The organism is Cryobacterium sp. TmT2-59 (assembly GCF_004403545.1).
In the GTDB taxonomy this organism is placed as follows: domain Bacteria; phylum Actinomycetota; class Actinomycetes; order Actinomycetales; family Microbacteriaceae; genus Cryobacterium; species Cryobacterium shii.
In genome coordinates, this window is sequence record NZ_SOGM01000017.1 from 1 (window position 1) to 23242 (window position 23242).

The 23242-nt window shown below is 69.0% G+C and carries 23 protein-coding genes and 1 pseudogene; 6 read left to right on the forward strand and 18 right to left on the reverse strand.

The window, feature by feature from the left end:
• Positions 1–103 precede the first annotated feature (103 nt).
• Complete coding sequence (gene gltX, locus E3T24_RS02365) at positions 104–1624, reverse strand: glutamate--tRNA ligase (protein WP_134365233.1); 1521 nt, start codon at positions 1622–1624, stop codon at positions 104–106.
• 11 nt (positions 1625–1635) lie between these two features.
• On the reverse strand, positions 1636–2616 hold the full coding sequence (locus E3T24_RS02370) for a LysR family transcriptional regulator (protein WP_134434241.1): 981 nt from the start codon (positions 2614–2616) through the stop codon (positions 1636–1638).
• Between the two features lie 81 nt (positions 2617–2697).
• On the opposite strand from E3T24_RS02370, the gene E3T24_RS02375 reads away from it, so the two are divergent.
• Complete coding sequence (locus tag E3T24_RS02375; RefSeq protein WP_134434242.1) at positions 2698–3831, forward strand: aminotransferase class V-fold PLP-dependent enzyme; 1134 nt, start codon at positions 2698–2700, stop codon at positions 3829–3831.
• A gap of 132 nt (positions 3832–3963) precedes the next feature.
• Here E3T24_RS02375 and E3T24_RS02380 read toward each other — a convergent pair whose 3' ends face one another.
• Positions 3964–4674, reverse strand: a complete 711-nt coding sequence (locus E3T24_RS02380; protein WP_134365230.1) for a type 1 glutamine amidotransferase domain-containing protein — start codon at positions 4672–4674, stop codon at positions 3964–3966.
• Between the two features lie 48 nt (positions 4675–4722).
• Positions 4723–5742 carry an NADP-dependent oxidoreductase gene (locus E3T24_RS02385; protein WP_134365229.1) on the reverse strand — a complete coding sequence of 340 codons (1020 nt, stop codon included), beginning with the start codon at positions 5740–5742 and terminating at the stop codon, positions 4723–4725.
• A 94-nt stretch (positions 5743–5836) separates the two neighbouring features.
• On the opposite strand from E3T24_RS02385, the gene E3T24_RS02390 reads away from it, so the two are divergent.
• The gene (locus E3T24_RS02390) at positions 5837–6478 is read left to right on the forward strand and encodes a TetR/AcrR family transcriptional regulator (protein ID WP_134365228.1); all 642 of its coding nucleotides are present in this window, start codon (positions 5837–5839) and stop codon (positions 6476–6478) included.
• Positions 6479–6495: 17 nt separating this feature from the next.
• Here E3T24_RS02390 and E3T24_RS02395 read toward each other — a convergent pair whose 3' ends face one another.
• Genes E3T24_RS02395 through E3T24_RS02405 form a run of 3 tightly spaced genes read right to left on the reverse strand, consistent with a single transcriptional unit; the run spans position 6496 to position 9487 of the window.
• A complete protein-coding gene (locus tag E3T24_RS02395) occupies positions 6496–7260 on the reverse strand; it encodes a fumarylacetoacetate hydrolase family protein (RefSeq protein ID WP_134365227.1) in 765 nt (254 codons plus the stop codon).
• On the reverse strand, positions 7257–8423 hold the full coding sequence (locus tag E3T24_RS02400) for a branched-chain amino acid aminotransferase (RefSeq protein ID WP_134365226.1): 1167 nt from the start codon (positions 8421–8423) through the stop codon (positions 7257–7259). The genes E3T24_RS02395 and E3T24_RS02400 overlap by 4 nt, the downstream gene beginning before the upstream one ends.
• Entirely contained in the window at positions 8420–9487 is a 1068-nt protein-coding gene (locus tag E3T24_RS02405; protein WP_134365225.1) for a 3-isopropylmalate dehydrogenase, read from the reverse strand. Before E3T24_RS02405 ends, E3T24_RS02400 begins: the two co-directional genes overlap by 4 nt.
• Positions 9488–9588: 101 nt before the next feature.
• Between E3T24_RS02405 and E3T24_RS02410 the strand changes: the two genes are divergently transcribed.
• A complete protein-coding gene (locus E3T24_RS02410; RefSeq protein WP_134365224.1) occupies positions 9589–9855 on the forward strand; it encodes a DUF6458 family protein in 267 nt (88 codons plus the stop codon).
• A 23-nt stretch (positions 9856–9878) separates the two neighbouring features.
• Here E3T24_RS02410 and E3T24_RS02415 read toward each other — a convergent pair whose 3' ends face one another.
• Entirely contained in the window at positions 9879–11366 is a 1488-nt protein-coding gene (locus E3T24_RS02415; protein WP_241975949.1) for an MFS transporter, read from the reverse strand.
• 131 nt (positions 11367–11497) lie between these two features.
• Here E3T24_RS02415 and E3T24_RS02420 point away from each other — a divergent pair, with 131 nt between their 5' ends.
• Positions 11498–12091 (forward strand): TetR/AcrR family transcriptional regulator, encoded by a 594-nt coding sequence (locus tag E3T24_RS02420; protein WP_134365223.1) that lies wholly within the window; start codon positions 11498–11500, stop codon positions 12089–12091.
• A 12-nt stretch (positions 12092–12103) separates the two neighbouring features.
• Here E3T24_RS02420 and serA read toward each other — a convergent pair whose 3' ends face one another.
• Positions 12104–13696 (reverse strand): phosphoglycerate dehydrogenase, encoded by a 1593-nt coding sequence (gene serA / locus E3T24_RS02425; RefSeq protein ID WP_134365222.1) that lies wholly within the window; start codon positions 13694–13696, stop codon positions 12104–12106.
• A 97-nt stretch (positions 13697–13793) separates the two neighbouring features.
• On the opposite strand from serA, the gene E3T24_RS02430 reads away from it, so the two are divergent.
• Entirely contained in the window at positions 13794–14189 is a 396-nt protein-coding gene (locus tag E3T24_RS02430) for a DoxX family membrane protein (protein ID WP_134365221.1), read from the forward strand.
• A 10-nt stretch (positions 14190–14199) separates the two neighbouring features.
• Here E3T24_RS02430 and E3T24_RS02435 read toward each other — a convergent pair whose 3' ends face one another.
• The 3 genes from E3T24_RS02435 to E3T24_RS02445 are packed head-to-tail and all read right to left on the reverse strand — an operon-like array spanning position 14200 to position 16196.
• Positions 14200–14568, reverse strand: coding sequence for a hypothetical protein (locus tag E3T24_RS02435; RefSeq protein ID WP_134365220.1), 369 nt, complete (start codon positions 14566–14568; stop codon positions 14200–14202).
• Positions 14565–15101, reverse strand: a complete 537-nt coding sequence (locus tag E3T24_RS02440; protein ID WP_134365219.1) for a DNA polymerase III subunit gamma/tau — start codon at positions 15099–15101, stop codon at positions 14565–14567. Before E3T24_RS02440 ends, E3T24_RS02435 begins: the two co-directional genes overlap by 4 nt.
• A 36-nt stretch (positions 15102–15137) precedes the next feature.
• The gene (locus E3T24_RS02445) at positions 15138–16196 is read right to left on the reverse strand and encodes a zinc-dependent alcohol dehydrogenase family protein (RefSeq protein WP_134402824.1); all 1059 of its coding nucleotides are present in this window, start codon (positions 16194–16196) and stop codon (positions 15138–15140) included.
• Between the two features lie 194 nt (positions 16197–16390).
• Here E3T24_RS02445 and E3T24_RS02450 point away from each other — a divergent pair.
• Positions 16391–16651 (forward strand): annotated as a pseudogene (locus E3T24_RS02450) (alpha/beta fold hydrolase); the annotation flags it as partial.
• A 60-nt stretch (positions 16652–16711) separates the two neighbouring features.
• On the opposite strand, the gene E3T24_RS18220 reads toward E3T24_RS02450, so the two are convergent.
• The 6 genes from E3T24_RS18220 to ilvD form a co-directional block, all read right to left on the reverse strand.
• Positions 16712–16900: a hypothetical protein gene (locus E3T24_RS18220; RefSeq protein WP_347232631.1), complete on the reverse strand. Its 189-nt coding sequence runs from the start codon at positions 16898–16900 to the stop codon at positions 16712–16714.
• 53 nt (positions 16901–16953) lie between these two features.
• On the reverse strand, positions 16954–17847 hold the full coding sequence (locus tag E3T24_RS02455; RefSeq protein ID WP_347232632.1) for a hypothetical protein: 894 nt from the start codon (positions 17845–17847) through the stop codon (positions 16954–16956).
• 206 nt (positions 17848–18053) lie between these two features.
• Positions 18054–19082 carry a ketol-acid reductoisomerase gene (gene ilvC / locus E3T24_RS02460; RefSeq protein ID WP_134365217.1) on the reverse strand — a complete coding sequence of 343 codons (1029 nt, stop codon included), beginning with the start codon at positions 19080–19082 and terminating at the stop codon, positions 18054–18056.
• A gap of 75 nt (positions 19083–19157) precedes the next feature.
• Positions 19158–19667 (reverse strand): acetolactate synthase small subunit, encoded by a 510-nt coding sequence (ilvN, locus tag E3T24_RS02465; protein WP_134365216.1) that lies wholly within the window; start codon positions 19665–19667, stop codon positions 19158–19160.
• Between the two features lie 2 nt (positions 19668–19669).
• On the reverse strand, positions 19670–21499 hold the full coding sequence (locus E3T24_RS02470) for an acetolactate synthase large subunit (RefSeq protein ID WP_134404980.1): 1830 nt from the start codon (positions 21497–21499) through the stop codon (positions 19670–19672).
• Positions 21500–21534: 35 nt separating this feature from the next.
• A complete protein-coding gene (gene ilvD, locus E3T24_RS02475; protein WP_134365214.1) occupies positions 21535–23229 on the reverse strand; it encodes a dihydroxy-acid dehydratase in 1695 nt (564 codons plus the stop codon).
• Positions 23230–23242: the final 13 nt, after the last annotated feature.

Genomic DNA, 23242 nt, shown 5'->3' on the forward strand with positions numbered 1-23242 from the left:
CGGGCGGAGCCGGGCGGAGCCGGGCGGAGCCGGGCGGAGCCGGGCGGAGCCGGGCGGAGCCGGGCGGTGGCGAGCCAGGGCCCACCTCCGCCCGGAGCCTCGGTTACTCGAGGGTGTGCGCCGCCAGGCGGGTGAGCCGCAGCACGGACTCCGCCTTGCCGAGGATCTCCATCGACTCGAACAGCGGCGGCGAGATGCGGCGGCCTGAGACGGCGACCCGCAACGGGCCGAAGGCCACTCGGGGCTTGAGTGCGAGGCCGTCGATCAGCGTCTCGGTGAGCGTGGTGTGCACGCGGTCGTGCGTCCATTCCGCTTCGGGAATGTCCAGCAGCGCCGCGGTGGAGGCGGCGAGGATCTCCTGGGAATTCTTCGGGAGCGAGGCGAGCGCATCCGGCTGGTAGGCCAGCGAGTCGCCGCCGATGAACAGGAAGCCGAGCATGCCGGGCGCCTCACCGAGCAGGGCGATGCGCTCCTGAACGAGCGGGGCCGCGGCCTCGAGGATGGCCTGCTGCACCTCGCTCAGCGGTTCCGTCACGTCGCCGGCGGCCACCAGGTACGGGATGACCCGAGCGGCGAAGTCCGCGGGGTCGAGCAGGCGGATGTGGTCGCCGTTGAGCGACTCGGCCTTTTTGAGGTCGAAGCGGGCCGGGTTCGGCAATACGTCGACAACGTCGAACGCGGCGATCATCTCATCGATCGTGAACACGTCGCGGTCGCTCGCGAGCGACCAGCCGAGCAGCGACAGGTAGTTGACCAGGCCCTCCGGCACGAAGCCGCGAGCGCGGTGGTGGAACAGGTTGGACTCGGGGTCGCGCTTGGAGAGCTTCTTGTTGCCCTCCCCCATCACGTAGGGCATGTGCCCGAAGCGCGGCACGAACGTAGCCAGCCCGATGTCGATCAGCGCGTGGTACAGCGCGATCTGGCGCGGCGTGGAGGAGAGCAGGTCTTCGCCGCGCAGCACGTGGGTGACGCCCATCATGGCGTCGTCGACCGGGTTCACGAACGGGTATAACGGATGCCCGTTGGGCCGCACCACGACGAAGTCGCTGAACGAGCCGGCCGGGAAGGTGATCTCGCCGCGAACCAGGTCGTCGAAGGAGATGTCCGTGTCCGGCACCTTCAGTCGCAACGCCGGCGAACGGCCCTCGGCGCGGAAGGCTGCCTTCTGCTCGTCACTCAGATCGCGTTCGAAGTTGTCGTAGCCGGCCTTGGGATCGCGTCCGCGTGCGACATTGCGCACCTCGATCTCCTCACCGGTGGCGAAGCTCTCGTAGATGTGGCCGGATGCCTTGAGCTTCTCAATGACGTCGGCGTAGATGTCGTAGCGCTCGGACTGGCGGTAGGGGCCGTGCGGCCCGCCGACCTCGACGCCCTCGTCCCAGTCCAGGCGCAGCCAGCGCAGCGCGTCGAGGAGCTGCACGAAGCTCTCCTCGGTGTCACGGGCCGGGTCGGTGTCCTCGATCCGGAAGATAAACGTGCCACCTGTGTGCCGGGCGTAAGCCCAGTTGAACAGGGCCGTGCGGATGAGGCCGACGTGCGGCGTTCCGGTCGGCGAGGGGCAGAACCGAACGCGGACGTCGGTGCCGGTGGCGGTGGAAAACGGGTGCGCTATTGTCTCAGACATCGACATCGAGTCTAGTTGGCGACGGCCCCGGCCGGGGCGGCCGCGGTGAGCGCGGTGAGCGCGGCCAGACGCCGCAGGGTCGCGGCGATGGCGGGCACTCCGGCGGCACCGGCGACCGTGACCGCGTGCAGGGTGCGGTGGTCCCGGGCCAGGGTCGGGCGGATGCTCACCGACGGGTGCGCCGCGACGGATGCGGGGGCGAGCCCGGCACCGACGGCCAGCGCGGGCAGCATCGCGACGCCGATTCCCGCCGCTACGAGGCCGAGCACCGCAGCCGTGTTGTCAGTCTCGTAGGAGATGCGGGGCGTGAAACCGCTGTGCTCGCAGAGCTCCAGCAGGTGACCGCGGCACCGCGGGCATCCGCCGATCCAGTTCTCCCCGGCCAGGTCGGCGAGGTCGACCGCGTCGTCGCCGGCGTGCGCGTGGCCGGCCGGCAACACGAGCAGCATCTCGTCCCGGCGGAGCGTGGTCACGACCAGGCCGTGCGCGCTGGCCCGGTGCGGGTCGACCCGGTCGCCGGGGTAGCTGAAGGTGATCGCCAGGTCGGCGTCGTCTTCGCGCACGAGAGCCACGGCCTCCGGCGGCTCGGCCTCGACGTAGGTGACGGTGATACCCGGATGCCGGCTCCGCAGATCCGCGATCAACCGGGGCACGATCGTGGCCGAGGCGGAGGGGAAGGCCGCCAGCCTCACCTGGCCGGCCCGCAGCCCCTGCAGCTCGGCCAGCTCTCCCGACGCGGCCTCCAGGGCGACGGTCACCGTCACGGCGTGCCGGGCGAGAAGCCGGCCGGCCTCGGTGAGCCGCACGCCGCGGCCGACGCGCTCGATCACGGCCATGCCGATGCGCTGTTCCAGCCGTTTGAGGTGCTGGCTCACGGCCGGCTGGCTGTAGCCCAGCGCGGCGGCCGCCGCGGTGATCGACCCGTGGGCGGCGATGGCACCCACGACGCGCAGGCTCTGCGCATCGAGAACGGGCGGGGCGACGGGAGTCATTCCCGAATCATAACCTGCGGCTATGTTTCACATCATTTAGTGGCTGTTGTCGAATGCATGCCCCCGCCGCATGCTGGAGGAATGAATCCGATCGACTCCCCCGCCGCGCGTTCGACCGACGCGCGCTCGGAACTGCCGGAGCTGCCGGAGCTGCCGGAGCTGCCGCCCCACATCGGGGTGCGGGAGGCGCGCGCCCGGTTCCGCGGCGGCCGCGGCTACCTGGCCGCCTGCACGCTGGGGCTGCCGACCAGGGAGACGGAGGCGGCCCTTCGCGCGGACGCCGAGGCGTGGGCGCTCGGACAGGCCTCGGCGACGGGCTATGCCGCCGCCGTCGAGCGGGTTCGGCACGCGTACGCGGGGCTCGTGCACGTTCCGGTGAGCCGGGTCGCGATCGGGTCGCAGGCATCCGTGCTGGCCGGCCTGCTCGCCGCGAGCGTGCCCGACGGCGCGGAGGTGCTCTGCGTTGACGGCGACTTCAGCTCGATGGTGTTTCCCTTCCTCGGCCAGGCCCACCGCGGGGTCACCGTGCGGCATCTGCCGCTGGCTGAGCTGGCCGCCGGAATCACCGCCGACACCTGGCTCGTGGCCTGGTCGCTGGTGCAGTCGGCCACCGGCGCGGTCGCCGACACCGTGGCGATCAGGGCCGCGGCCGCACGGCACGGGAGCCTCACCCTCTGCGACACGACGCAGGCCGCCGGGTGGATGCCGGTGGACGCATCCGTCTTCGACGCCACCATCTGCCACAGCTACAAGTGGCTCTGCGCTCCCCGGGGCGTGGCCTTCCTGACCGTGACCGAGCGCCTGGCCGCCCGGCTGTTCCCCGTGCAGGCCGGCTGGTACGCCGGCCGGGACCCATGGGCCTCCTGCTACGGACCGGCCATGGACCTCGCGACCGACGCGCGCCGGTTCGACGTCTCCCCCGCCTGGAACGCCTGGGTGGGCGCCGAGCCCGCGCTGGACCTGTTCGGCCGGCTCGACCTGGCCGAGGTGCGCGATCACGCCGTGGCGCTGGGCGACACCCTCTGCACCGGGCTCGGCCTGGCGCCGGCCGGCCAGGCGATCGTGACCTGGCCGGATGCCGACGGCACCGACCTGGACCGGCTCACCCAGGCGGGGCTCACCGCTTCGGGCCGGGCCGGTCGGGCGCGGGTGGCCTTCCACCTCTGGAACGACGAGGACGACGTCGCCGACGCCCTCCGCGCCCTCCGCCCCTGACAATCCGCCGCCCGCCGCCCGCCGGTCCGGACCCGCAACCCACCGTCAAGCCCGGGCGCGGTCCGCCGAGCGGTGAGCAACTCCCCTCAAAAAGCGAAAAAGAGGGTCGGAACTCACGGCTCGGCGGGGTGGTCAGGCGGTCTTTTCGGTTACGGCCGCGATGATCGCGGTAGCGAGGGCGGCCGAGGAGGCCGGGTTCTGGCCGGTGTAAAGGTTGCGGTCGATCTCCATGTGCTCGCCCCACGCCTCGCCGGCGACGAAGTCGGCGCCCAGTTCGACCAGGCGGCTCTGCACGAGCCACTTCGCCTTCGGGGCGAGGCCGCCGAGGGTCTCCTCCTCGTCGGTGAAGCCGGTCATCCGGTAGCCGGTGAACGGCCAGCTACCGTCGGCGCGCTTGGCGGCGAGCATCGCGGCCGGTGCGTGGCAGAGCACGCCGAGGATGCGACCGGAGTCGAGGGCCTCGGTCATGATGGCGCCGGAGACGGCGTCGACGGCGAGGTCTTCCATCGGGCCGTGACCGCCCGGGTAGAAGACGACGTCGTAGTCGGCGACCGTGACGCTATCGATCGAGCGCGGTTCGTCGAGTTCGGTGCCGATCGTGTCGAGGTACGCGACGATGGCCTCGGCGCGGTCTTCGCCACCGGCGGCCGCAGGCGTCAGGCTGCCCGCGTCGATGGTGGGGGCGACGCCGCCCGGCGTAGCGATGGTGATCTGCCAGCCGGCCTCGGTGAACAGGCGGTGCGGTTCGGCGAGCTCCTCGGCCCAGTAACCGGTCGGGTGCAGGCTGCCGTCGTTGAGGGTCCAGTGGTCAGCGGCACTGACGACGAAAAGTACTGAATTCATGGTTTCTCCAGAGATTGTGATCGTATGAAAAGGATGCTGTCGGGTCGATCAGACGTTCGTGCGGACGACCATCTTGCCGGTGTTCTCACCGCGCATGAGACCGAGGAACGCCTCGACCGCGTTGTCGATCCCGTCGACGACCGTCTCGTCGAAGACGACCTCGCCCGAGGCGAGCCAGCCGGCCATGTCGGTGGAGAACGCGGCGAAGTGCTGCACGTAGTTGCCCACGATGAAGCCCTTGAGGGTCAGGCCTCGACCGATCATGTTCGCCAGGTTACGGGGGCCGACAGATGCCTCGGTGTTGTTGTACACGGAGATCGCGCCGCAGAGGGCAGCACGGCCGCCATCGTTGAAGGTGGCCAGGGCCGCCTCGAGGTGCTCCCCGCCGACGTTGTCGAAGTAGACGTCGATGCCGTCCGGAGCGGCGGCGGCGAGCTGCTCGGCGATGTTGCCGTCCTTGTAGTTGAAGGCGGCGTCGAAGCCGTACTTCTCGGTCAGCAGGGCGACCTTCTCGGCCGAACCGGCCGAGCCGATCACGCGCTTGGCGCCCTTGAGCCTGGCGATCTGGCCGACCATGCTGCCGACGGCGCCGGCGGCGCCGGAGACGAAGACGGTGTCGCCTTCCTTGAGTCCGGCCACCTCGAGCAGGCCGACGTAGGCGGTGAGGGCGGTCATGCCGAGCACGCCGAGGTAGGCGGAGAGCGGCACGCCCGGGAGCTCGGGGACGACCCGGAATCCGGCGGCATCCTCCTGCACCAGGTCGCGCCAGCCGAACTGGTGCACGACCACGTCGCCGACGGCAACCGAGTCGGAGGCCGAGGCGACCACGCGGCCGACGGCCCCGCCGGTCATGGTGTCCCCCAGCGCGTAGGGCGCGGAGTAGGACTTGGCGTCGTTCATCCGACCGCGCATGTAGGGGTCGACCGACACGAATTCGTTGGCGACGCGCACCTGGCCGGCGGCCAACTCGGGCAGGTCGATCCGGATGGTGCTGAAGTCGGCATCCGTCGGCCAGCCGGTGGGGCGCGCGGCGAGCTGGATCTGGGTGCTGGTGGTGGACGAGGCCATCGGGGGCTCCTCTGCTATTTTGTAACGGGTGGTCTAATATATTGTGTACTGAGCGATACACAAAACCACTTACAGGAAATTTGGAGGAAACGCGATGGGACGGATGCAGAGCTTCGAGCGCATCACCGTCGTGCAGGCGGCCCGGGACCTGTTCTGGGACAAGGGCTTCGACGCGGCCTCCCTCGCCGATCTGGAAGCCGCCACCGGACTCAAGCGATCCAGCATCTACCACGCGTTCGGCAGCAAGCGCGGCCTCTTCGACGCCGCCGTCGAGGACTACCAGGACACCGTGATCCGGCCGCGCCTGCGCATCCTGACCGGGGCCGGGGCCGGGGCCGGGGTCGGCCCCTCGGCCGGCCGCGCGTCACTGATCGCCTACTTCGCGGAACTCCGCTCGGCGGTGTGCGCCCTGCCGGAGGATTCCCCCCGCCGCGGCTGCCTGCTCGTGAACTGCGCCGCGGGCCTCGCCGCCCACGACGACCCGGCCCGCCAGGTCGTCGACGACTACCGGTCGGAGCTGACCCGCGCCCTTCAGGACGCCCTCCGGGCGGCCGGGTCGGCGCCGGGAGAATCCGGGCCTGACTGCGCCCCTGAGCGTGCGAGGACCCTGGCCTCACTGGGGATGAGCGCCATGCTCCTCGCCCGGGTCAACGCGGCCGAGTCGGTCGCCCTGCTCGACACGGCGCTGGACCAGATTCGGGCCTGGTTTCCGCAGGACGCGCCCGCAGCAGGCTGACAGTCGCGCGGCCGGGCTCAGGCCCGGCGCACCGGGTTCGACAACACGCCGATGCCCGCGATCTCGACCTGCACGGTGTCGCCGTCGGCGACGGCGCGGGCCCGGCCGGGGGCCCCGGTCAGGATGACATCGCCCGGCAGCAGGGTAAACACGCCGGAGACGAAGGAGATCATCTCCGCCACGGTGTGTTTGAGCAGCGCCGCGGTGCCCTCCTGGAAGGTCTCACCGTTGATGCGGGATTCGATCGAGAGGCCGGTCCAGTCGAACTCGGTGTCGATGACCGGGCCGAGCGGGCAGAACGAGTCGAAGCTCTTCGCCCGGGTCAGGTGCCCGTCCCGCTCGCGCAGGTCAACAGCGGTGACGTCGTTCGCGATCGTGTAGCCGAAGATGGAGTCCTCGGCGTCCAGCACGGACACGTTCTTCGTGATCTTGCCGATCACGATGGCGAGTTCGCCCTCCACCCGCACGTCCCGCGACGCGGCCGGCAGCACGATCGGGTCGCCCGGGCCCACGACGGCGGTGTTCGGCTTGAGGAAGAACCGCGGCTCGGAGTCCATGGCGACGGACTGCTCGTCTTCGTCGGCGAAGTAGGACCAGGCCATCCCGACGATCTTCGACCGCGGGATCACCGGGGCGAGCAGCTTCACGTCGCGCACGGGGACGCGCTGGCCGGTGGGGTCGTAGCCCGCGAACATCGGGTCGCCCTTGAGCACCACCAGCTCGTCGTCGTCGATGATCCCGAACGAGATCAGCCCGTCATTGTTGAACCGCGCGATCTTCATGCGGTTCCGGCCGGGGCGTCGAGGCGGGTGAGCCAGCCGTGGCGGTCGGGCAGGCGGCCGTACTGGATGTCGGTCAGTTCCTGGCGGAGCGCCATCGTGATCCGGCCGGCCGGCGCATCCGGGTCGCCGATTTCGAGGTTCGGACCCTTGAGCTGGGAGATGGGCGTGACGACGGCGGCGGTCCCGCAGGCGAACACCTCGGTGATGGCACCGGATGCCACCCCCTCCTGCCATTCGCCGAGGGTCACGTCTCGCTCCTCCACGGTCAGTCCCCTGTCCCGGGCCAGCTGGATGATGCTGTCGCGGGTGACGCCCTCGAGGATGGACCCGGTCAGGCGCGGCGTGACGATCGTGTCGGCGCCGTAGACGAAGAACACGTTCATGCCGCCGAGCTCGTCGATGCGGCTGCTGGTCTCGCCGTCGAGGAAGAGCACCTGCGCGCATCCGTTGTCGTAGGCCTGCATCTGGGGCAGCAGGCTGGCGGCGTAGTTGCCGCCGCACTTGGCCGCACCGGTGCCGCCGCGGCCGGCTCGGGAGTACTCGGTCGAGAGCCAGATCTTGATCGGGGCCACGCCGTCGGCGAAGTAGGCGCCGGCCGGGCTCGCGATCACGTAGTAGCCCACCTGGTGGGCGGCCCGCACGCCGAGGAAGCTCTCGTTGGCGATCATGAAGGGGCGCAGGTACAGGCTGGTCTCCGGAGCCGAGGGCACCCAGTCGCCGTCGATGGCGACCATCTGTTTGATCGATTCGATGAAGTCGGCCACCGGCAGCTCGGGCAGTGCCAGGCGGCGGGCCGAGCGCTGCAGCCGCTCCGCGTTCTTCTCGGGGCGGAAGGTCCAGATCGAACCGTCGGCGTGACGGTAGGCCTTCAGGCCCTCGAAGATCTCCTGCCCGTAGTGCAGCACGGAGGACGCCGGGTCCAGCTGAAGCGGGCCGTAGGGCATGACGCGGGCGTTGTGCCAGCCGTCGTCGATGGTCCAGTCGATCGCGACCATGTGATCGGTGAACTTCTTGCCGAATCCGGGGTCGGCGAGGATGTCCTCGCGCTCGACCTGCGACCGGGCCGCCTCGGAGGGCGTGACGGCGAAGCTCAGCGGGAAGGTCGTGGTCTCGGTGGACGTGGTATCGGTCGGTGTGGTCTCGCTGGGTGCTGCCTGGCTCATTGGAGTCCCTTGTCTGTCAGTCGGGTCACGATGGCATCGCCCACCTCGGAGGTGCTCCGGGGCGTCCGATCGCGGGCGGCGATATCCGCGGTGACGGCCGCGGAAACCCGCGTCGACGCATCCGCGAGGCCCAGGTGGTCCAGGAGGAGAGCGACCGAGAGGATGGCCGCGGTGGGGTCTGCCAGCTGCTTGCCCGCGATGTCCGGGGCCGAACCGTGCACGGGCTCGAACATGCTGGGGAACCGGCCCTCGGGATTGATGTTCCCGGAGGCCGCGAGACCGATGCCGCCGCTGATTGCGGCCGCCAGATCGGTCAGGATGTCGCCGAAGAGGTTGTCCGTGACGATGACATCAAACCTACTCGGATTCGTGACGAGGAAAATCGTCGCGGCATCCACGTGCAGGTAGTCGACGGCCACCTCGGGGAACTCGGCGGCGACGGATGCGACGACCCGCTGCCAGAGGCTACCGGCGAAGACGAGCACATTGGTCTTGTGCACGAGGGTGAGGTGTTTGCCCGGCCGGGCCTGGGCGACGGCGAAGGCGTGGCGCACGACCCGCTCGACGCCGAAGGCCGTGTTCACGGAGACCTCGTTGGCGACCTCGTGTGCCGTGCCCTGGCGGATGGCGCCGCCGTTGCCGACGTACGGGCCCTCGGTGCCCTCGCGCACGACGACGAAATCGACGTTGCCGGGGGCGGCCAACGGGCTCTGCACACCCGGGAACAGCACGCTCGGGCGCAGGTTGACGTAGTGGTCGAGCGAGAAGCGCAGCTTCAGGAGCAGTCCGCGTTCGATGTTGGCGTCTTTGAGACGGGGGTCCCCGGGGGTCCCGCCGACGGCGCCGAGCAGGATGGCGTCGTGGCCGGCGATCGAGCCGAGGTCCTCGTCGGTGAGCACGTCACCGGTTTCGAGGAACCGGGTCGCGCCGAGGGAGAACCAGGTCAGGTCGAAAGACACGTCCTCTGATGCCGTGGCGGCACCCAGGACCTTGACCGCTTCGGCGACGACCTCGGGGCCGATCCCGTCTCCGGGAATGACAGCGAGCTTGATCTGAGGGGACATTCGACTCCGTATGTCTGGACGTTGGCTGTAGATAAACCCTACTGCGACACATGAAGTGTCTAAGCTGGACAATTCCTGACAACCAACAGAAAGCAGTCAGCATGAGTATCGGATTCGGAATCTTCCTCCTCGTCGTCGGCGCCGTCATGGTGTTCGCCTTGAACGTCTCCGTGGAGTGGATGGACATCGAGCTGGTCGGCTACATCCTGATGGCTGCCGGCGCCGTCATCACCATCCTCGGCATCGTCCTGCTCACCCGCAAGCGCAGCACCCTGACCACCACCCGCAGCGCCATCGACCCGGCGAGCGGCGAGCAGGTCACCTCACAGAAGAGCTCCGTCGACGACATCCAGACGAACGGTCTTTAGCAGTACGGCACGCTGGCGGCGGCTCAGGTGGCTTTGCGCAGGGTGATCAGCGCCACCAACGCCGCCGCCAGCACCAGCCCGGCCCCGATCCAGGCCGTGGGCCCGATCCCGCCCGCGAACGCGTCGCGGGCGGACTGCAGCAGCAGGTCGGCCCGGCCGGCCGGCAGCCCGGCGGCCACGGCCACGGCGCCGCCGAGCGTCTCGGATGCGGCCGCGCGCTGCGCCGCTGTCAGCGATTCCGGCAGCACGACAGCGCTGCGGTAACTCGCCGTCAGGATGGTGCCGAGGATCGTCGTGCCGAGCACCGCACCGAGCTCGTACGCGGTTTCCCCGACAGCGGATGCCGCTCCCATCTTGTCCGCGGGAGCGCTCGCCACGATCAGTTCGTTCGACACCGTCTCGGCGGCGCCGATTCCGATCCCGAGTGCGACGAAAACCAGCGCGATGCCGGCCGCGTCCAGGTTCGCCCCGCCGAGCGCGGCGGCCGCATAGCCGCACGCCGAGATCAGCAGTGCCACCGGCACCACGATCGACGGCCGCACCCGGCGGGCGATCGGAACGATGACCAGGCCGGACACGATCATGGCCACCAGCCCCGGCACGAGCACGAGCCCGGCCGCCAGCGGTGAGAGGCCCAGGACGAGCTGCAGGTACTGGGACACGAAGAACAGCCCGCCGACGAGTGCGACAACGCTCAGCAGGTTGACGCCGATCGCCCCGCTGAACGCGCCCTGCCGGAACAGGGCGAGGTCGATCATCGGGTGGGTGAGCCGGCCCTGGCGGCGGACGAAGAGGATGCCCGCGGCGAGGCCGAGCACGATCGGAGCCAGGGCCGGGAGCGTGGCGCCGGCTTCGGCAACGGCCTTGATGCCGTAGACGACGGGCAGCATGGTGGCCAGTGAGAGCGCGATGCTCGGGGCGTCGATGCGCCCGGGGTTCGGGTCGCGGGATTCGGGCACCAGCAGCGGGCCGAGCACCAGGAGCGGCACCAGCAGCGGCACCGCCAGCAGGAAGACGGAGCCCCACTTGAAGTGTTCCAGCAGCACGCCGCCCACGACGGGGCCCAGGGCGCTGCCGGCGGCGAAACCGCTCGCCCAGATGGCGATGGCCAGTCGGCGCTGGTTGCGGTCGGTGAAGACGGACCGCAACAGGGACAGCGTCGGAGGCATCAGCATGGCGCCGAAGAAACCCAGCACGGCGCGATCGATGATGAGCCACTCGATGCTGGGGGCGAAGGCAGCCACGACGGAGACGGCTCCGAAGCCGGCCGAGCCGATCAGGAGCAGCCGGCGCCGGCCAATCCGGTCACCGAGGCTGCCCATGGCCACGAGGAGCCCGGCGAGCATGAGCGGGTAGATGTCGATCACCCAGAGCAACTGGGTTCCGGTCGGGCGGAGGTCCTCGGAAATGGCCGGCAGGGCGAGGTTGAGCACCGTGTTGTCGATCGATACCAGGAGCACGGGCAGCATCAGAACGACCAGGGCCCACCACCGGCGGCGGGAGCTGATCACCCGGCTCTCGGCTGCAATGGGGCTGGTCTCACGGAGGGAGTTGGACACGGTGACGACTGCTTTCGGCTTCAGGGACGGTGACTGTACCGTCCGGACGGTGAAGTAAACCGTCCAGACGGTATAGTAGCACCATGACCTCTGCCCCCGCTTCCCCGGCCGGGACCGCGCCGCGCCCCTCCCCCACGCGCGATCGCCTCCTCGACGCCTTCGCCCAGCTGCTGATCGACCAGGGCGAACGGGCGAGCACCCTCGAGGCGGTCGCCGCGGCCGCCGGCCTCTCCAAGGGCGGCCTGCTCTACCACTTCGGCTCGAAGGACGCCCTGATCGAAGGGCTCCTGTCGCGGCTGGACGCGCTCGTGGCCGACGATGTCGAGCGGATCCGGGCGGCGCCGGCGGGCGCGGTGGACTACCTGATCCGCACGTCGATGAGCGAGGGCACTCCCCTCGACCAGGCGATCGGGGCCGCCGTCTGCCTGGCGCAGGGGGCGCATCCGCTCGCCAACCGCACCCTGGCCTCAACTCGGCGCCAGTGGCTGAGCGCTATCGAGGAGGCGGTGGGAGACCCGGACGTGGCCGAGACGATCATGCTCATCAGTGACGGGCTGTACTACGAATCCACCCTCGCGACCCCGGGCCGGCTCGCCGCCGATGAGACATCGGCGGCGAGACTGGACCGGTTGCTGGCCGTGATCGGGCGAATGGCCGAGCGACCCGCGATCGGGTGACTACTCGGGTGATTACTCGGTGATGGCGATTTCGACCATGATGTCGGCCTCGATCGCGTCGCGCACCTTGGCCAGCAGGGTGGCCGGAACGGGCGAGTCCACCGTGAGAACGCTGAGGGCCTTGCCGCCGGCCACGTGGCGGGCGATCTGCATCCCGGCGATGTTGATCTGCGCCTCGCCGAACTCACGGCCGTAGACCGCGACGATGCCCGGACGGTCCGTGTAGAGCATCACGATCAGGTGTTCGTCGAAGGGAACCTCGACGTCGTAGCCGTTGATCTCGACGATCTTCTCGATCTGCTTGGTGCCGGTCAGGGTGCCGGAGACCGACACCTGCGAGCCGTCCGCGAGGGCGCCGCGCAGCGTGATGACGTTGCGGTACTCCGGCGATTCCTTGTCGGTGATCATGCGCACGGCGACGCCGCGCTGTTCGGCCAGGAGCGGCGCGTTGACGTAGGACACGGTCTCACTGACGACATTTGTGAAGATGCCCTTGAGTGCGGCGAGCCGGAGCACGCTCACGTCGTAGTCGGCGAGCTCGCCGCGCACCTCCACGTCGACGCTGGTCAGCGGGCTGTGGGCGCCGAGACCGGAGAAAACCTGGCCGAGCTTCTCCACCAGCGGGATGCCGGGGCGCACGTAGGGGTCGATGACGCCGCCGGCGACGTTGACCGCGTCGGGGACGAGCTCACCCGACAGGGCGAGGCGAACCGACTTGGCGACGGAGACGCCGGCCTTCTCCTGGGCCTCGTCCGTGGACGCGCCGAGGTGGGGCGTGGTGATGATGTTGTCGAGGCCGAGCAGCTTCGACCCGGTCGGCGGTTCGTTGACGAACACGTCGAGGCCCGCGCCGGCGATCGTGCCTGCGGTGAGGGCGTCGTAGAGGTCGTCCTCGTTGATGAGGCCGCCGCGGGCCACGTTCACGACGAACGCGGTGGGCTTCATCAGCTTGAACTGCTCGGCGCCGATCATGCCGTTGGTCTCGGGCGTCTTGGGCATGTGGATGGTGATGAAGTCCGACTGCGCGAGAAGCTCGTCCAGGCCGACCGGCTGCACGCCGAGCTGCTGGGCCCGGGCGGAGGTGATGTAGGGGTCGTACGCGATGATGTTCGTGCCGAAGGCCTGCATGCGCGCCGCGATCAGGGCGCCGATCCGGCCGAGGCCGATGATGCCGATGGTCTTTTCGTACAGCTCGACCCCGGTGTACTTGGAGCGCTTCCACTGCCCCTGCGCCAGCGCGCCGTGGGCGGCCGGGATGTGACGGGCCAGGCTGATGATGTGGCCGACGGTCAGTTCTGCTGCGGAAATAATGTTGGAGGTCGGGGCATTGACGACCATGACGCCCGCGGCCGTGGCCGCTTTAATGTCGACGTTGTCGAGGCCGACGCCCGCACGGGCGATGACCTTGAGCAGCGGTGCGGCGGCGATGGCCTCGGCATCCACCTTCGTGGCGGAGCGCACCAGCACGGCGTGGGCGGTGGCCAGCTCATTGAGCAGAGCAACCCGGTCTGTGCCGTCTACGGAGCGAACCTCGAAGTCGGGCCCGAGGGCGTCGACGGTGGCAGGTGATAGTTCTTCAGCAATCAAGACAACTGGTTTTGACACGAAAACGGATCCTCCGATAGCAGCGTAAAAGCGTTGAATGCGCCGCGACCCTGGGGCGCCCGATATGGCAATATTCTATCGGCTGCAGAATGGGGGCATGAGCATCGTTACCTTCCCGGACGTCCAGTGGGCACTCCGCATCGTTCTGGCCGTGGTTTTCATCGGGGCCGGGATCACCCACTTCCTGCCGCCCGTGGCACGCACGATGGCCGCGATGATCCCGCCACGACTGCGTTTCGCCGGGCCGCTGAGCCCTCGGAATCTGGTGATCGTGACGGGTCTCTGCGAAATCGCCGGCGGCATCGGTCTGCTGATCGGTAGCACGATTGTTACAGCCGGGGTGAGCCTGGTGGTCTTTCTGGCCGCCGTCTTCCCGGCGAACGCCTTCGCCGCCCGCTACCCGGACCGCTTCGGCCCCGCCGCCATCCCCCTCGTGCCGCGCCTGATCGGGCAGCTCGTGCTGATGGGCCTGATCGTGGTGGCCATTCTCTGACCGGACCCGGTCAGGCGATCAGACTGCCGAGTCCGAACATGAAGATGTCGGCGGCGATGGCCGCGTTGAGGCAGAGCCCGGCGAGGAACAGCGCCGCCTGGGCGCCCGCTCCCCTGGCACGGCCGAGCCAGGCGGCCAGCAGGTAGACGAGGATGGGCAGCAGAATGCCGGTCAGCAGCACGAACAGGCCGAAGCCGCTGAACTGGGTGTCGAGGCCCTGCGCGGTCTGGTTCAGGCCGACCAGGTTGCCGATCCCCTCCCAGATGTCGTACGCGTAGAAGAGGCCGAACACGATGGCGATCCCGAAACGGAGCCAGCGCGGGGTATGGCGCCGGGAGGCGGGTGCGGCAGCGGATGTCGTCAGTTTCGCGTCGCTCATGCGCTCGCCCCGTTTCCGAAGATGAACGGCAGCGGCGCGAGCAGCACCACCCCGAGGAGCAGCCAGCCGATCCGCGCTCTCGGATGGGTGCGGGTCAGCCAGAACGTCACCGCGAACCAGACCGCGGGAGCGGCGACGGCCAGCCAGAGTCCGAGGGAGAACATGAACTGGCCCAGCACGTCGACCAGGGGGTTCTGGATCCGGCCGACGCCGACGAACCAGCCGATCGTGTAGAGCAGGTAGACGCCGCCGAAGACGCCCAGGGCGACCAGAGTCAGGGAACTCATCGGCACCCGCCCGCGGGCTGCCTCGGCGGCTTCCACGGCCGCGGTCGGGCCCGCCACGGTCCAGCCCTCCGGCACCTCGGAGATGTCGGGCTCACCGGCCTGCTCGGCAGGGGCCTCGGCGGGTCTCTCGACGGCCGCACCGGGGCGCCCCGTCTCGGTCCCGGACGCCAGCGTGGGGTCGTCGTCTCCGGCCCAGCCCAGGGCGTCGCTGTCCCGATTATCGCCGTTGCCGGTTCCAGAAGTCATGGCTCCAGCGTACCGAGTCTGATCACACTCGGATGGTCACACCCGGCTGATCACGACCTTCAGGGCCTTCGTCTCGGCAGCGCGGGAGAAGGTGTCGTAGGCGTCCAGGATCTGGTCGAAGCTGAACCGGTGCGTGGCGAGCTTCTCTGCGGGGATCCTGTGCTGGGCCACCAGTTTGAGCAGCATGGGCGTGGTGTTGGTGTTCACCAGCCCCATGCTGATGTTGATGTTCTGGATCCACAGGTTTTCCAGGTGCAGCTCGACGGACTTCCCGTGCACGCCGACATTGGCCACGTTGCCCCCGGGACGCACGACGTCGAGGGCCATGGAGAAGGTCTCCGGGATCCCCACCGCCTCGATCGCCACGTCGACTCCGGCGCCGTCGGTCAGGGCGAGAACCTGCTCCTTCCAGTCGGCGGCTCCCGAGACGACGGCATCCGTCGCCCCGAACAGGCGCGCCTGCTCCAGACGGTTCTCGTCCAGGTCCACGGCGATGATGGTGCCGGCGCCGTACAGCCCGGCCGTCGCGATGGCAGCCAGCCCGACCGGCCCGGCCCCGATCACGGCGACCGCGTCACCCGGCTTGACCCGGCCGTACTGAACCCCAATCTCGAATCCGGTGGGCAGGATGTCGGAGAGCATCACGCCCTGCTCGTCGCTCACTCCCTCCGGGAGCTTGTGCAGGGAGTTCTCCGCATACGGCACCCGCACGTACTCGGCCTGGGTTCCGTCGATGAGGTGGCCGAAGACCCAGCCCGTGCCGGACGCTCCCTCGTCGCCGAGGCAGTGCGAGTACAGCCCGGTCTTGCAGTTCACGCAGTGCCCGCAGGACTTGATGCAGGAGATGATGACGCGATCGCCGACCGCGAGGCTCTGCACGGCGTTGCCGACCGCCGTGATCGTGCCGACGCCCTCATGCCCGAGGATGCGGCCCTCCTGCACGGCCGGAACGTCGCCCTTCAGGATGTGCAGGTCGGTGCCGCAGATGGTGGTGGTGTCGACCCGCACGATCGCGTCGGACGACTCGACGATCGTCGGGTCGGGCACGTCCTCCCAGGCATTCTTGCCGGGACCGTGGTAAACAAGCGCCTTCATGGTGACTCCTTCGTCGACGGGTTCCGGGTATTCCCCCGGCGTCGAACACGGTACTCCCGTAGACTTTTTCCATCACGGATGGGGAGTCCCACGGCAATCCCTTCGCCCTTACCGGCGCCCCGGAACCGCGCATCGGCTGGTATGACCTGAACGGATGCCGGCTGTACGCCGAAGTGCGCGGCGCCGGTCCGCCGGTGCTCCTCATGGGTGCCGCCAGCGACGACGCCGAGATGTTCCGGCCGATCGCCGAGCGCCTGGCCGGTTTCACCGTGGTGACGTGGGAACCTCGCGGCACCCGGCGCAGCGGCCGCGAGGACTGGCCGTGTGATTCGGCCCGGCACGCCGACGACGCCGCGGCGCTGCTTCGGGCGCTGGGCCTCGCCCCCGCCGCGGTCTTCGGCGCGAGCGCCGGCGGGATCGTGGCGCTGCAGCTGGCGCTGCGGCATCCGTCGCTCGTGCGCCAGGTGCTCGTCTTCGAGCCGGGGTACTTCCGGCACACCGCGAACGGTGTCGCCCTACTGAACCGGGTCAACGACGCCGTGCGGGTCCCAGGTGCGCTTGAGCCCGCTGAGGCGCCGGAGTTTCGCGGGCCCGAAGACGGCCAATGCTGCGGCCAGCGGGTCCTGGTCAGGTTCCGCCCCGAGGAAGTTCACGTACTGGCAGCCCGAGGCGAAGGGCTCCATCTCGGCGGCGAACCCGCGCACGAACGCGATCCGGGCTTCGTCGTCGGCGGCATCGGGCCAGAAGCCGTAGATGTTCAGCCAGAACTGTGCCGCCCGGTTCGGGAACGGGGGGCCTCCTCGTCGACCCGTGCGACCGCGCCGCCCATGTGGTGGATGTCGAATCCCGTCCCACGCCAGGTCTGTTCGGCCGCCCGGCGGGCGATGACCTGGATCACGTCGTCGTCGAGCCGGTCGAAGGAGGTGTTCTTCCAGTACCCACGCACGCCCCGGGGGAAGAGCTCGTCGACGGCAGACTGCCATGCGGTCCAGCGCGCCGGTTCGACCACCTCGGCGTCGGGCGGCGCGGCCCGGCGCAGTCGGTCCACGATCTCCTCGCCGGCCGCGATGTCCGGTGACGCCCAGGCGAAGCCGAGCAGCATCAGCGGGTCGTCCCCCGGCTCCCAGCCGGGCGGCGGCACCAGGAAGCTGATGATCGAGGTCAGCTCGGCGGGCAGGTCTCGGGTCCAGGCCTCGAAGGCGCGGAGCGCCTCCAGCCAGCGGTCCCGACCGTAGACGAGGTTGCCGGAGAACACCTCGGCGGGCAGCGGATGCGCCTGGAACGTGAACGTGGACACCACCCCGAAGTTGCCGCCGCCTCCGCGCAGCCCCCAGAGCAGTTCGGAGTTCTCGGAGTCGCTCGCCGTCACGTTCTCCCCCGCCGCGGTCAGGACCTCGGCGGCGACCAGGTTATCGATGGTGAGGCCGTGGGCGCGGGCGAACTGCACCACCGGACCGATGTCGCCCGCATCGGCAGCCCGCACGACCGCGACCGGGTGGCGGTCGATCATGCCGTTCCAGACGCGTCTGGCCTCGTCGTAGCCGGTGTCGCCGACCGTGATCACGAGACCGGAAATATGCCTCTGCAGGTCGTTCACCGCGTCGAGGGAGTGGGGATGCCCGCTCTGCTGCCCTGTCGTCTGCTTGCCCATGGGTTCACCTGCGATTGCCGTCGTCGATGTCTGCTGGCCGCGCGTGAGGAAAGTGGAAGCGGCCGGGTTCATCCACTGGAAACCATGTTAAACACCTGCCGGCCGCGGCAAGCACCCCGGACGCATGCCCCGGGCCATCAGCGGTTTTAACGCGCAAACGGGGCCGATCGTGTGGATCGGCCCCGTTGTTGATACGCGCTTGGGTGTTAGCGCGCGGCTTCGCCGTCGACGTAGTCGTCGTCGGAAGAGGCGTTCCAGGCGAACAGCTTGCGCAGCTCGCGGCCGGTGGCCTCGATCGGGTGCTCTTCGCCCTTCTTGCGCAGGGCGAGGAACTCCGGCGCTCCAGCGTCCTGGTCCTGGATGAACCGCTCGGCGAACGCGCCGCTCTGGATGTCGGCGAGAACGGCCTTCATGTTCTCCTTGACGTGCGGGTCGATCACGCGCGGGCCGGAGACGTAGTCGCCGTACTCTGCGGTGTCGGAGACGCTCCAGCGCTGCTTGGCGATGCCGCCCTCCCACATCAGGTCGACGATGAGCTTGAGCTCGTGCAGCACCTCGAAGTAGGCGACCTGCGGCTGGTAGCCGGCCTCGGTCAGAACCTCGAAGCCGTACTGGATCAGCTGCGACGCGCCGCCGCAGAGAACGGCCTGCTCGCCGAAGAGGTCGGTTTCGGTCTCTTCGGTGAACGTGGTCTTGATGCCGGCGGCGCGCAGGCCACCGATCGCCTTGGCGTAGCTGAGGGTGAGCGGCCAGGCCTGGCCCGACGCGTCCTTCTCCACGGCCACGATCACGGGGACGCCGCGGCCGGCCTCGTACTCACGGCGCACGGTGTGGCCCGGTCCCTTGGGGGCGACCATGACGACGTCGATGCCCTCGGGGGCCTGGATGTAGCCGAAACGGATGTTGAAGCCGTGTCCGAAGACGAGGGCCTTGCCCTCGGCCAGGTTCGGCAGGACGTCGGCGGCGAACAGGTGACGCTGCACCTGGTCGGGCGCGAGGATGACGATGACGTCGGCCCAGGCGGATGCCTCGGCGGTGCTGAGAACGGTGAAACCGGCCTCTTCGGCCTTGGCCTTGGACTTGGAGCCCTCCTTGAGGCCGATGACGACCTCGACACCCGAGTCGCGGAGGTTCTGCGCGTGGGCGTGGCCCTGCGAGCCATAGCCGATGACGGCTACCTTTTTGCCCTGGATGATCGACAGGTCGGCGTCTTTGTCGTAGTAAATCTCAGACACGGGGTAATTCTCCTTAGTGTGGGGATTGGGTCGAGCTGGTGGAGACCGGAAGGTCAAACGGTGGAGACCGGCAGGTCAGTTCTTGAAGACGCGTTCGCTGATGGATTTCGATCCGCGGCCGATGGCCAGCAGGCCGGACTGGGCGATTTCCTTGATCCCGTAGGGCTCGAGGACGCGCAGCAGAGCCTGGGTCTTGCCGGAGTCGCCGGTGACCTCGATCACGACGGCGTCCACGGACACGTCGACGACGCGGGCGCGGAAGAGCGTGACGGCTTCCAGCACCATGGACCGGGTCGTGTTGTCGGCGCGCACCTTGACGAGCAGGTGTTCGCGCTGCACGGACTGCGCCGGGTCCAGTTCGACGATCTTGATCACGTTGATCAGCTTGTTCAGCTGCTTGGTCACCTGTTCCAGCGGGGCGTCCTCGACGTCGACGAGGATCGTGATGCGGGACAGACCGGGGACCTCGGTGTGACCGACGGCGAGGCTCTCGATGTTGAATCCGCGGCGGGCGAACAGGCCGGCGACGCGGGTCAGCAGGCCGGGCTTGTCCTCGACCAGGAGGCTCAGAACGTGGCTGGTCATGGTTATTCCTCTCCCCAGGTCGGTGCATGGTCCTTGGCGTACTGGACGTAGCTGTTGCTGACGCCCTGCGGCACCATCGGCCAGACCATCGCGTCGCGGCTGACCACGAAGTCGATCACGACCGGGCGGTCGTTGGTCGCGAGCGCCAGCTTGATGGCGTCGTCGACCTGGTCGGCGCTGGTCACGCGGATGGCGAGGGCGCCGTAGGCCTCCGACAGCTTCACGAAGTCCGGCACCATGTCGGAGCCGTGCCCGGTGTTGAGGTCGGTGAAGGAGTGCCGCCCGTCGTAGAACAGGGTCTGCCACTGGCGCACCATGCCCAGGGAGGAGTTGTTGATGATCGCGACCTTGATCGGGATGTTGTTGATCGTGCAGGTGGCGAGTTCCTGGTTGGTCATCTGGAAGCATCCGTCGCCGTCGATCGACCAGACCACCCGGTCGGGCTCGGCGACCTTGGCGCCCATCGCCGCGGGGATGGAGTAGCCCATCGTGCCCGCTCCGCCGGAGTTCAGCCAGGAGTTGGGACGTTCGTACTTGATGAACTGGGCGGCCCACATCTGGTGCTGGCCGACGCCGGCCGCGTACACGGCCTCCGGCCCGGTCAGTTCGCCGATGCGCTGGATCACGAACTGCGGGCTCATCAGCCCGTCGGTGGGTTCCGCGTAGCCGAGCGGGAATTCCTCGCGCAGGCCGCTGAGGTAGGTCCACCAGGCGCTGATGTCGGGGGTCGTCGTCTTCGCGGCGGCCGCGTAGGCGGCGGTGAGGTCGGCGATGACATCCTTGGCATCGCCGACGATCGGCACATCGGCGGCGCGGATCTTGCCGATTTCAGCGGGGTCGACATCGACGTGCACGATCGAGGCGTGCGGCGCGAACTCGGAGACCTTGCCGGTGACCCGGTCGTCGAACCGGGCGCCGAGCGCGATGATCAGGTCGGATTCCTGCAGGGCCAGCACCGCGGACACGGTTCCGTGCATGCCGGGCATGCCCAGGTGCTGCTGGTGGGAGTCGGGGAACGCGCCTCGGGCCATCAGGGTGGTGACGACGGGCGTGTTGGTCAGCTCGGCGAAGGCGAGCAGTTCTTCCGACGCCCGGGCGCGGATGACGCCGCCGCCGACGTAGAGCACGGGCTTCTTCGCCTCGGCGAGCAGCTGGGCCGCGGCCTGCACCTGCTTGCCGTGCGCCTTGGTGATGGGGCGGTAGCCGGGCAGGTCGAGCTTCGGCGGCCAGATGAAGGGCGCCTTCTGCTGCTGGGCGTCCTTGGTGATGTCCACGAGCACGGGGCCGGGACGGCCGGTGGAGGCGATCAGGTGCGCCGAGGCGATGGCCGCGGGGATGTCCTCGGCCCGCTTGACCAGGAAGGAGTGCTTGGTGATCGGCATGGTGATGCCGACGATGTCGGCCTCCTGGAACGCATCCGTGCCCATCAGGGTCGAGAAGACCTGACCGGTGATGCAGAGGATCGGCACCGAGTCCATGTAGGCGTCGGCGATGGCCGTGACCAGGTTGGTGGCGCCCGGGCCGGAGGTGGCGATGGCCACGCCCACCCGGTTGCTGGCGGACGCGTAGCCCTCGGCCGCGTGGCCGGCGCCCTGTTCGTGGCGCACCAGGATGTGCCGGATGGAGTCCTGTGTCATCAGCTCGTCGTAGAGCGGGATCACGGCGCCGCCGGGCAGGCCGAAGACGTCGGTCACTCCCAGCAGTTCCAGCGATCGGATGATGGCCCCCGAGCCGGTCAGGATCTCCGGCTTGCCCTGGCCCGCGTCCACGGACGCGGCGGCGGTCGAGGGCGAGGGCGATGGCGATGGCACGGGTGAGGTGTCCGCGGTCATGAAATCAAATCCCTAGTTCGATTGCGAATGGTGAGCTAGCCGGTCACGGCGCCAACGGCCGCGGACTGCACGAGCTTCGAATACTTGGCGAGAACGCCCCGGGTGTAGCGCGGAGGCAGAGCGGCCCAGCCAACACTCCGGACGGCCAGCTCATCAGGGTCGACCAGTAGGTCGAGCGTGCGAGCTGCGATATCGACCCGTATGAGATCACCATCGCGCACGAAGGCGATTGGACCTGCGTCCACCGCTTCGGGTGCTATATGGCCGATGCACAGTCCGGTTGTGCCGCCTGAGAATCGACCGTCCGTTAAGAGTAGTACATCGGCGCCGAGCCCGGCGCCCTTGATGGCCGCGGTGATCGAGAGCATCTCCCGCATTCCCGGGCCGCCCTTCGGGCCCTCGTAGCGGATGACGACCACGTCACCCTTCTCGATCGTGCCCTCGGTGAGGGCGTCCATGGCGGCGCGCTCGCGCTCGAACACGCGGGCCGGGCCCTCGAACACGTCGGAGTCGAAGCCGGCGGTCTTGACGACGGCGCCCTCGGGGGCCATCGACCCCTTGAGGATGGTGATGCCGCCGCTGGCGTGGATCGGGTTGTCGAGCGTGCGCAGCACCTCGCCGTCCAGTTCGGGTGGGTCGACCTCGGCCAGGTTCTCGGCGACGGTCTTGCCGGTCACGGTGAGCGCGTCGCCGTGGATCAGCCCGGCCTCGAGCAGGGCGCGCATGACGGCGGGAACCCCGCCGTGGCGGTCCACGTCGTTCATGACGTACTTGCCGAACGGCTTGAGGTCGCCGATGTGGGGAACCTTGTCGCCGATCCGGTTGAAGTCGTCGAGGGTCAGGTCGACCTCGGCCTCGTTCGCGATGGCCAGCAGGTGCAGCACCACGTTGGTGGAGCCGCCGAACGCCATCGCCACCGCGATCGCGTTCTCGAAGGCCTTGCGGGTCAGGATGTCCCTGGCCGTGATCCCCAGGCGCAGCAGGTTGACGACGGCCTCGCCGGAGCGGTGCGCGTAGTAGTCGCGGCGGCGGTCGGCGGAGGCGGGCGAGGCGGAGCCGGGCAGGCTCATGCCGAGGGCCTCGGCGACGCTGGCCATCGTGTTGGCGGTGTACATGCCGCCGCAGGCACCCTCGCCGGGGGCGAAGGCGCACTCGATCCGCTTGGCGTCGGCTTCAGACATCCGCCCGGCCTTCACCGCGCCGACCGCTTCGAACGAGTCGATGATGGTGATGTCTTTTTCGGTGCCGTCGGAGAGCTTGACCCAGCCGGGCGCGATCGAGCCGGCGTAGAGGAAGACACTGGCCAGGTCGAGGCGCGCGGCGGCCATCAGCATGCCGGGGAGCGACTTGTCGCAGCCGGCCAGGAGCACGGAGCCGTCGAGTCGCTCGGCCTGCATGACGACCTCGACCGAGTCGGCGATGACCTCGCGGGACACCAGGGAGAAGTGCATGCCCTCATGGCCCATCGAGATGCCGTCGGAGACCGAGATGGTGCCGAACTGAAGCGGGTAGCCGCCGCCGCCGTGCACGCCTTCCTTGGCGGCCTGCGCGAGGCGGTCCAGCGACAGGTTGCAGGGGGTGATCTCGTTCCAGGAACTGGCGATACCGATCTGGGGTTTTTCCCAGTCGGCGTCTCCCATCCCGACGGCACGAAGCATCCCACGAGAAGTGGTGGCTTCGATCCCGTCTGTCACGTCGCGGCTGCGTGGCTTCAGATCGATCTCAGTCATGCACTGAGTCTAG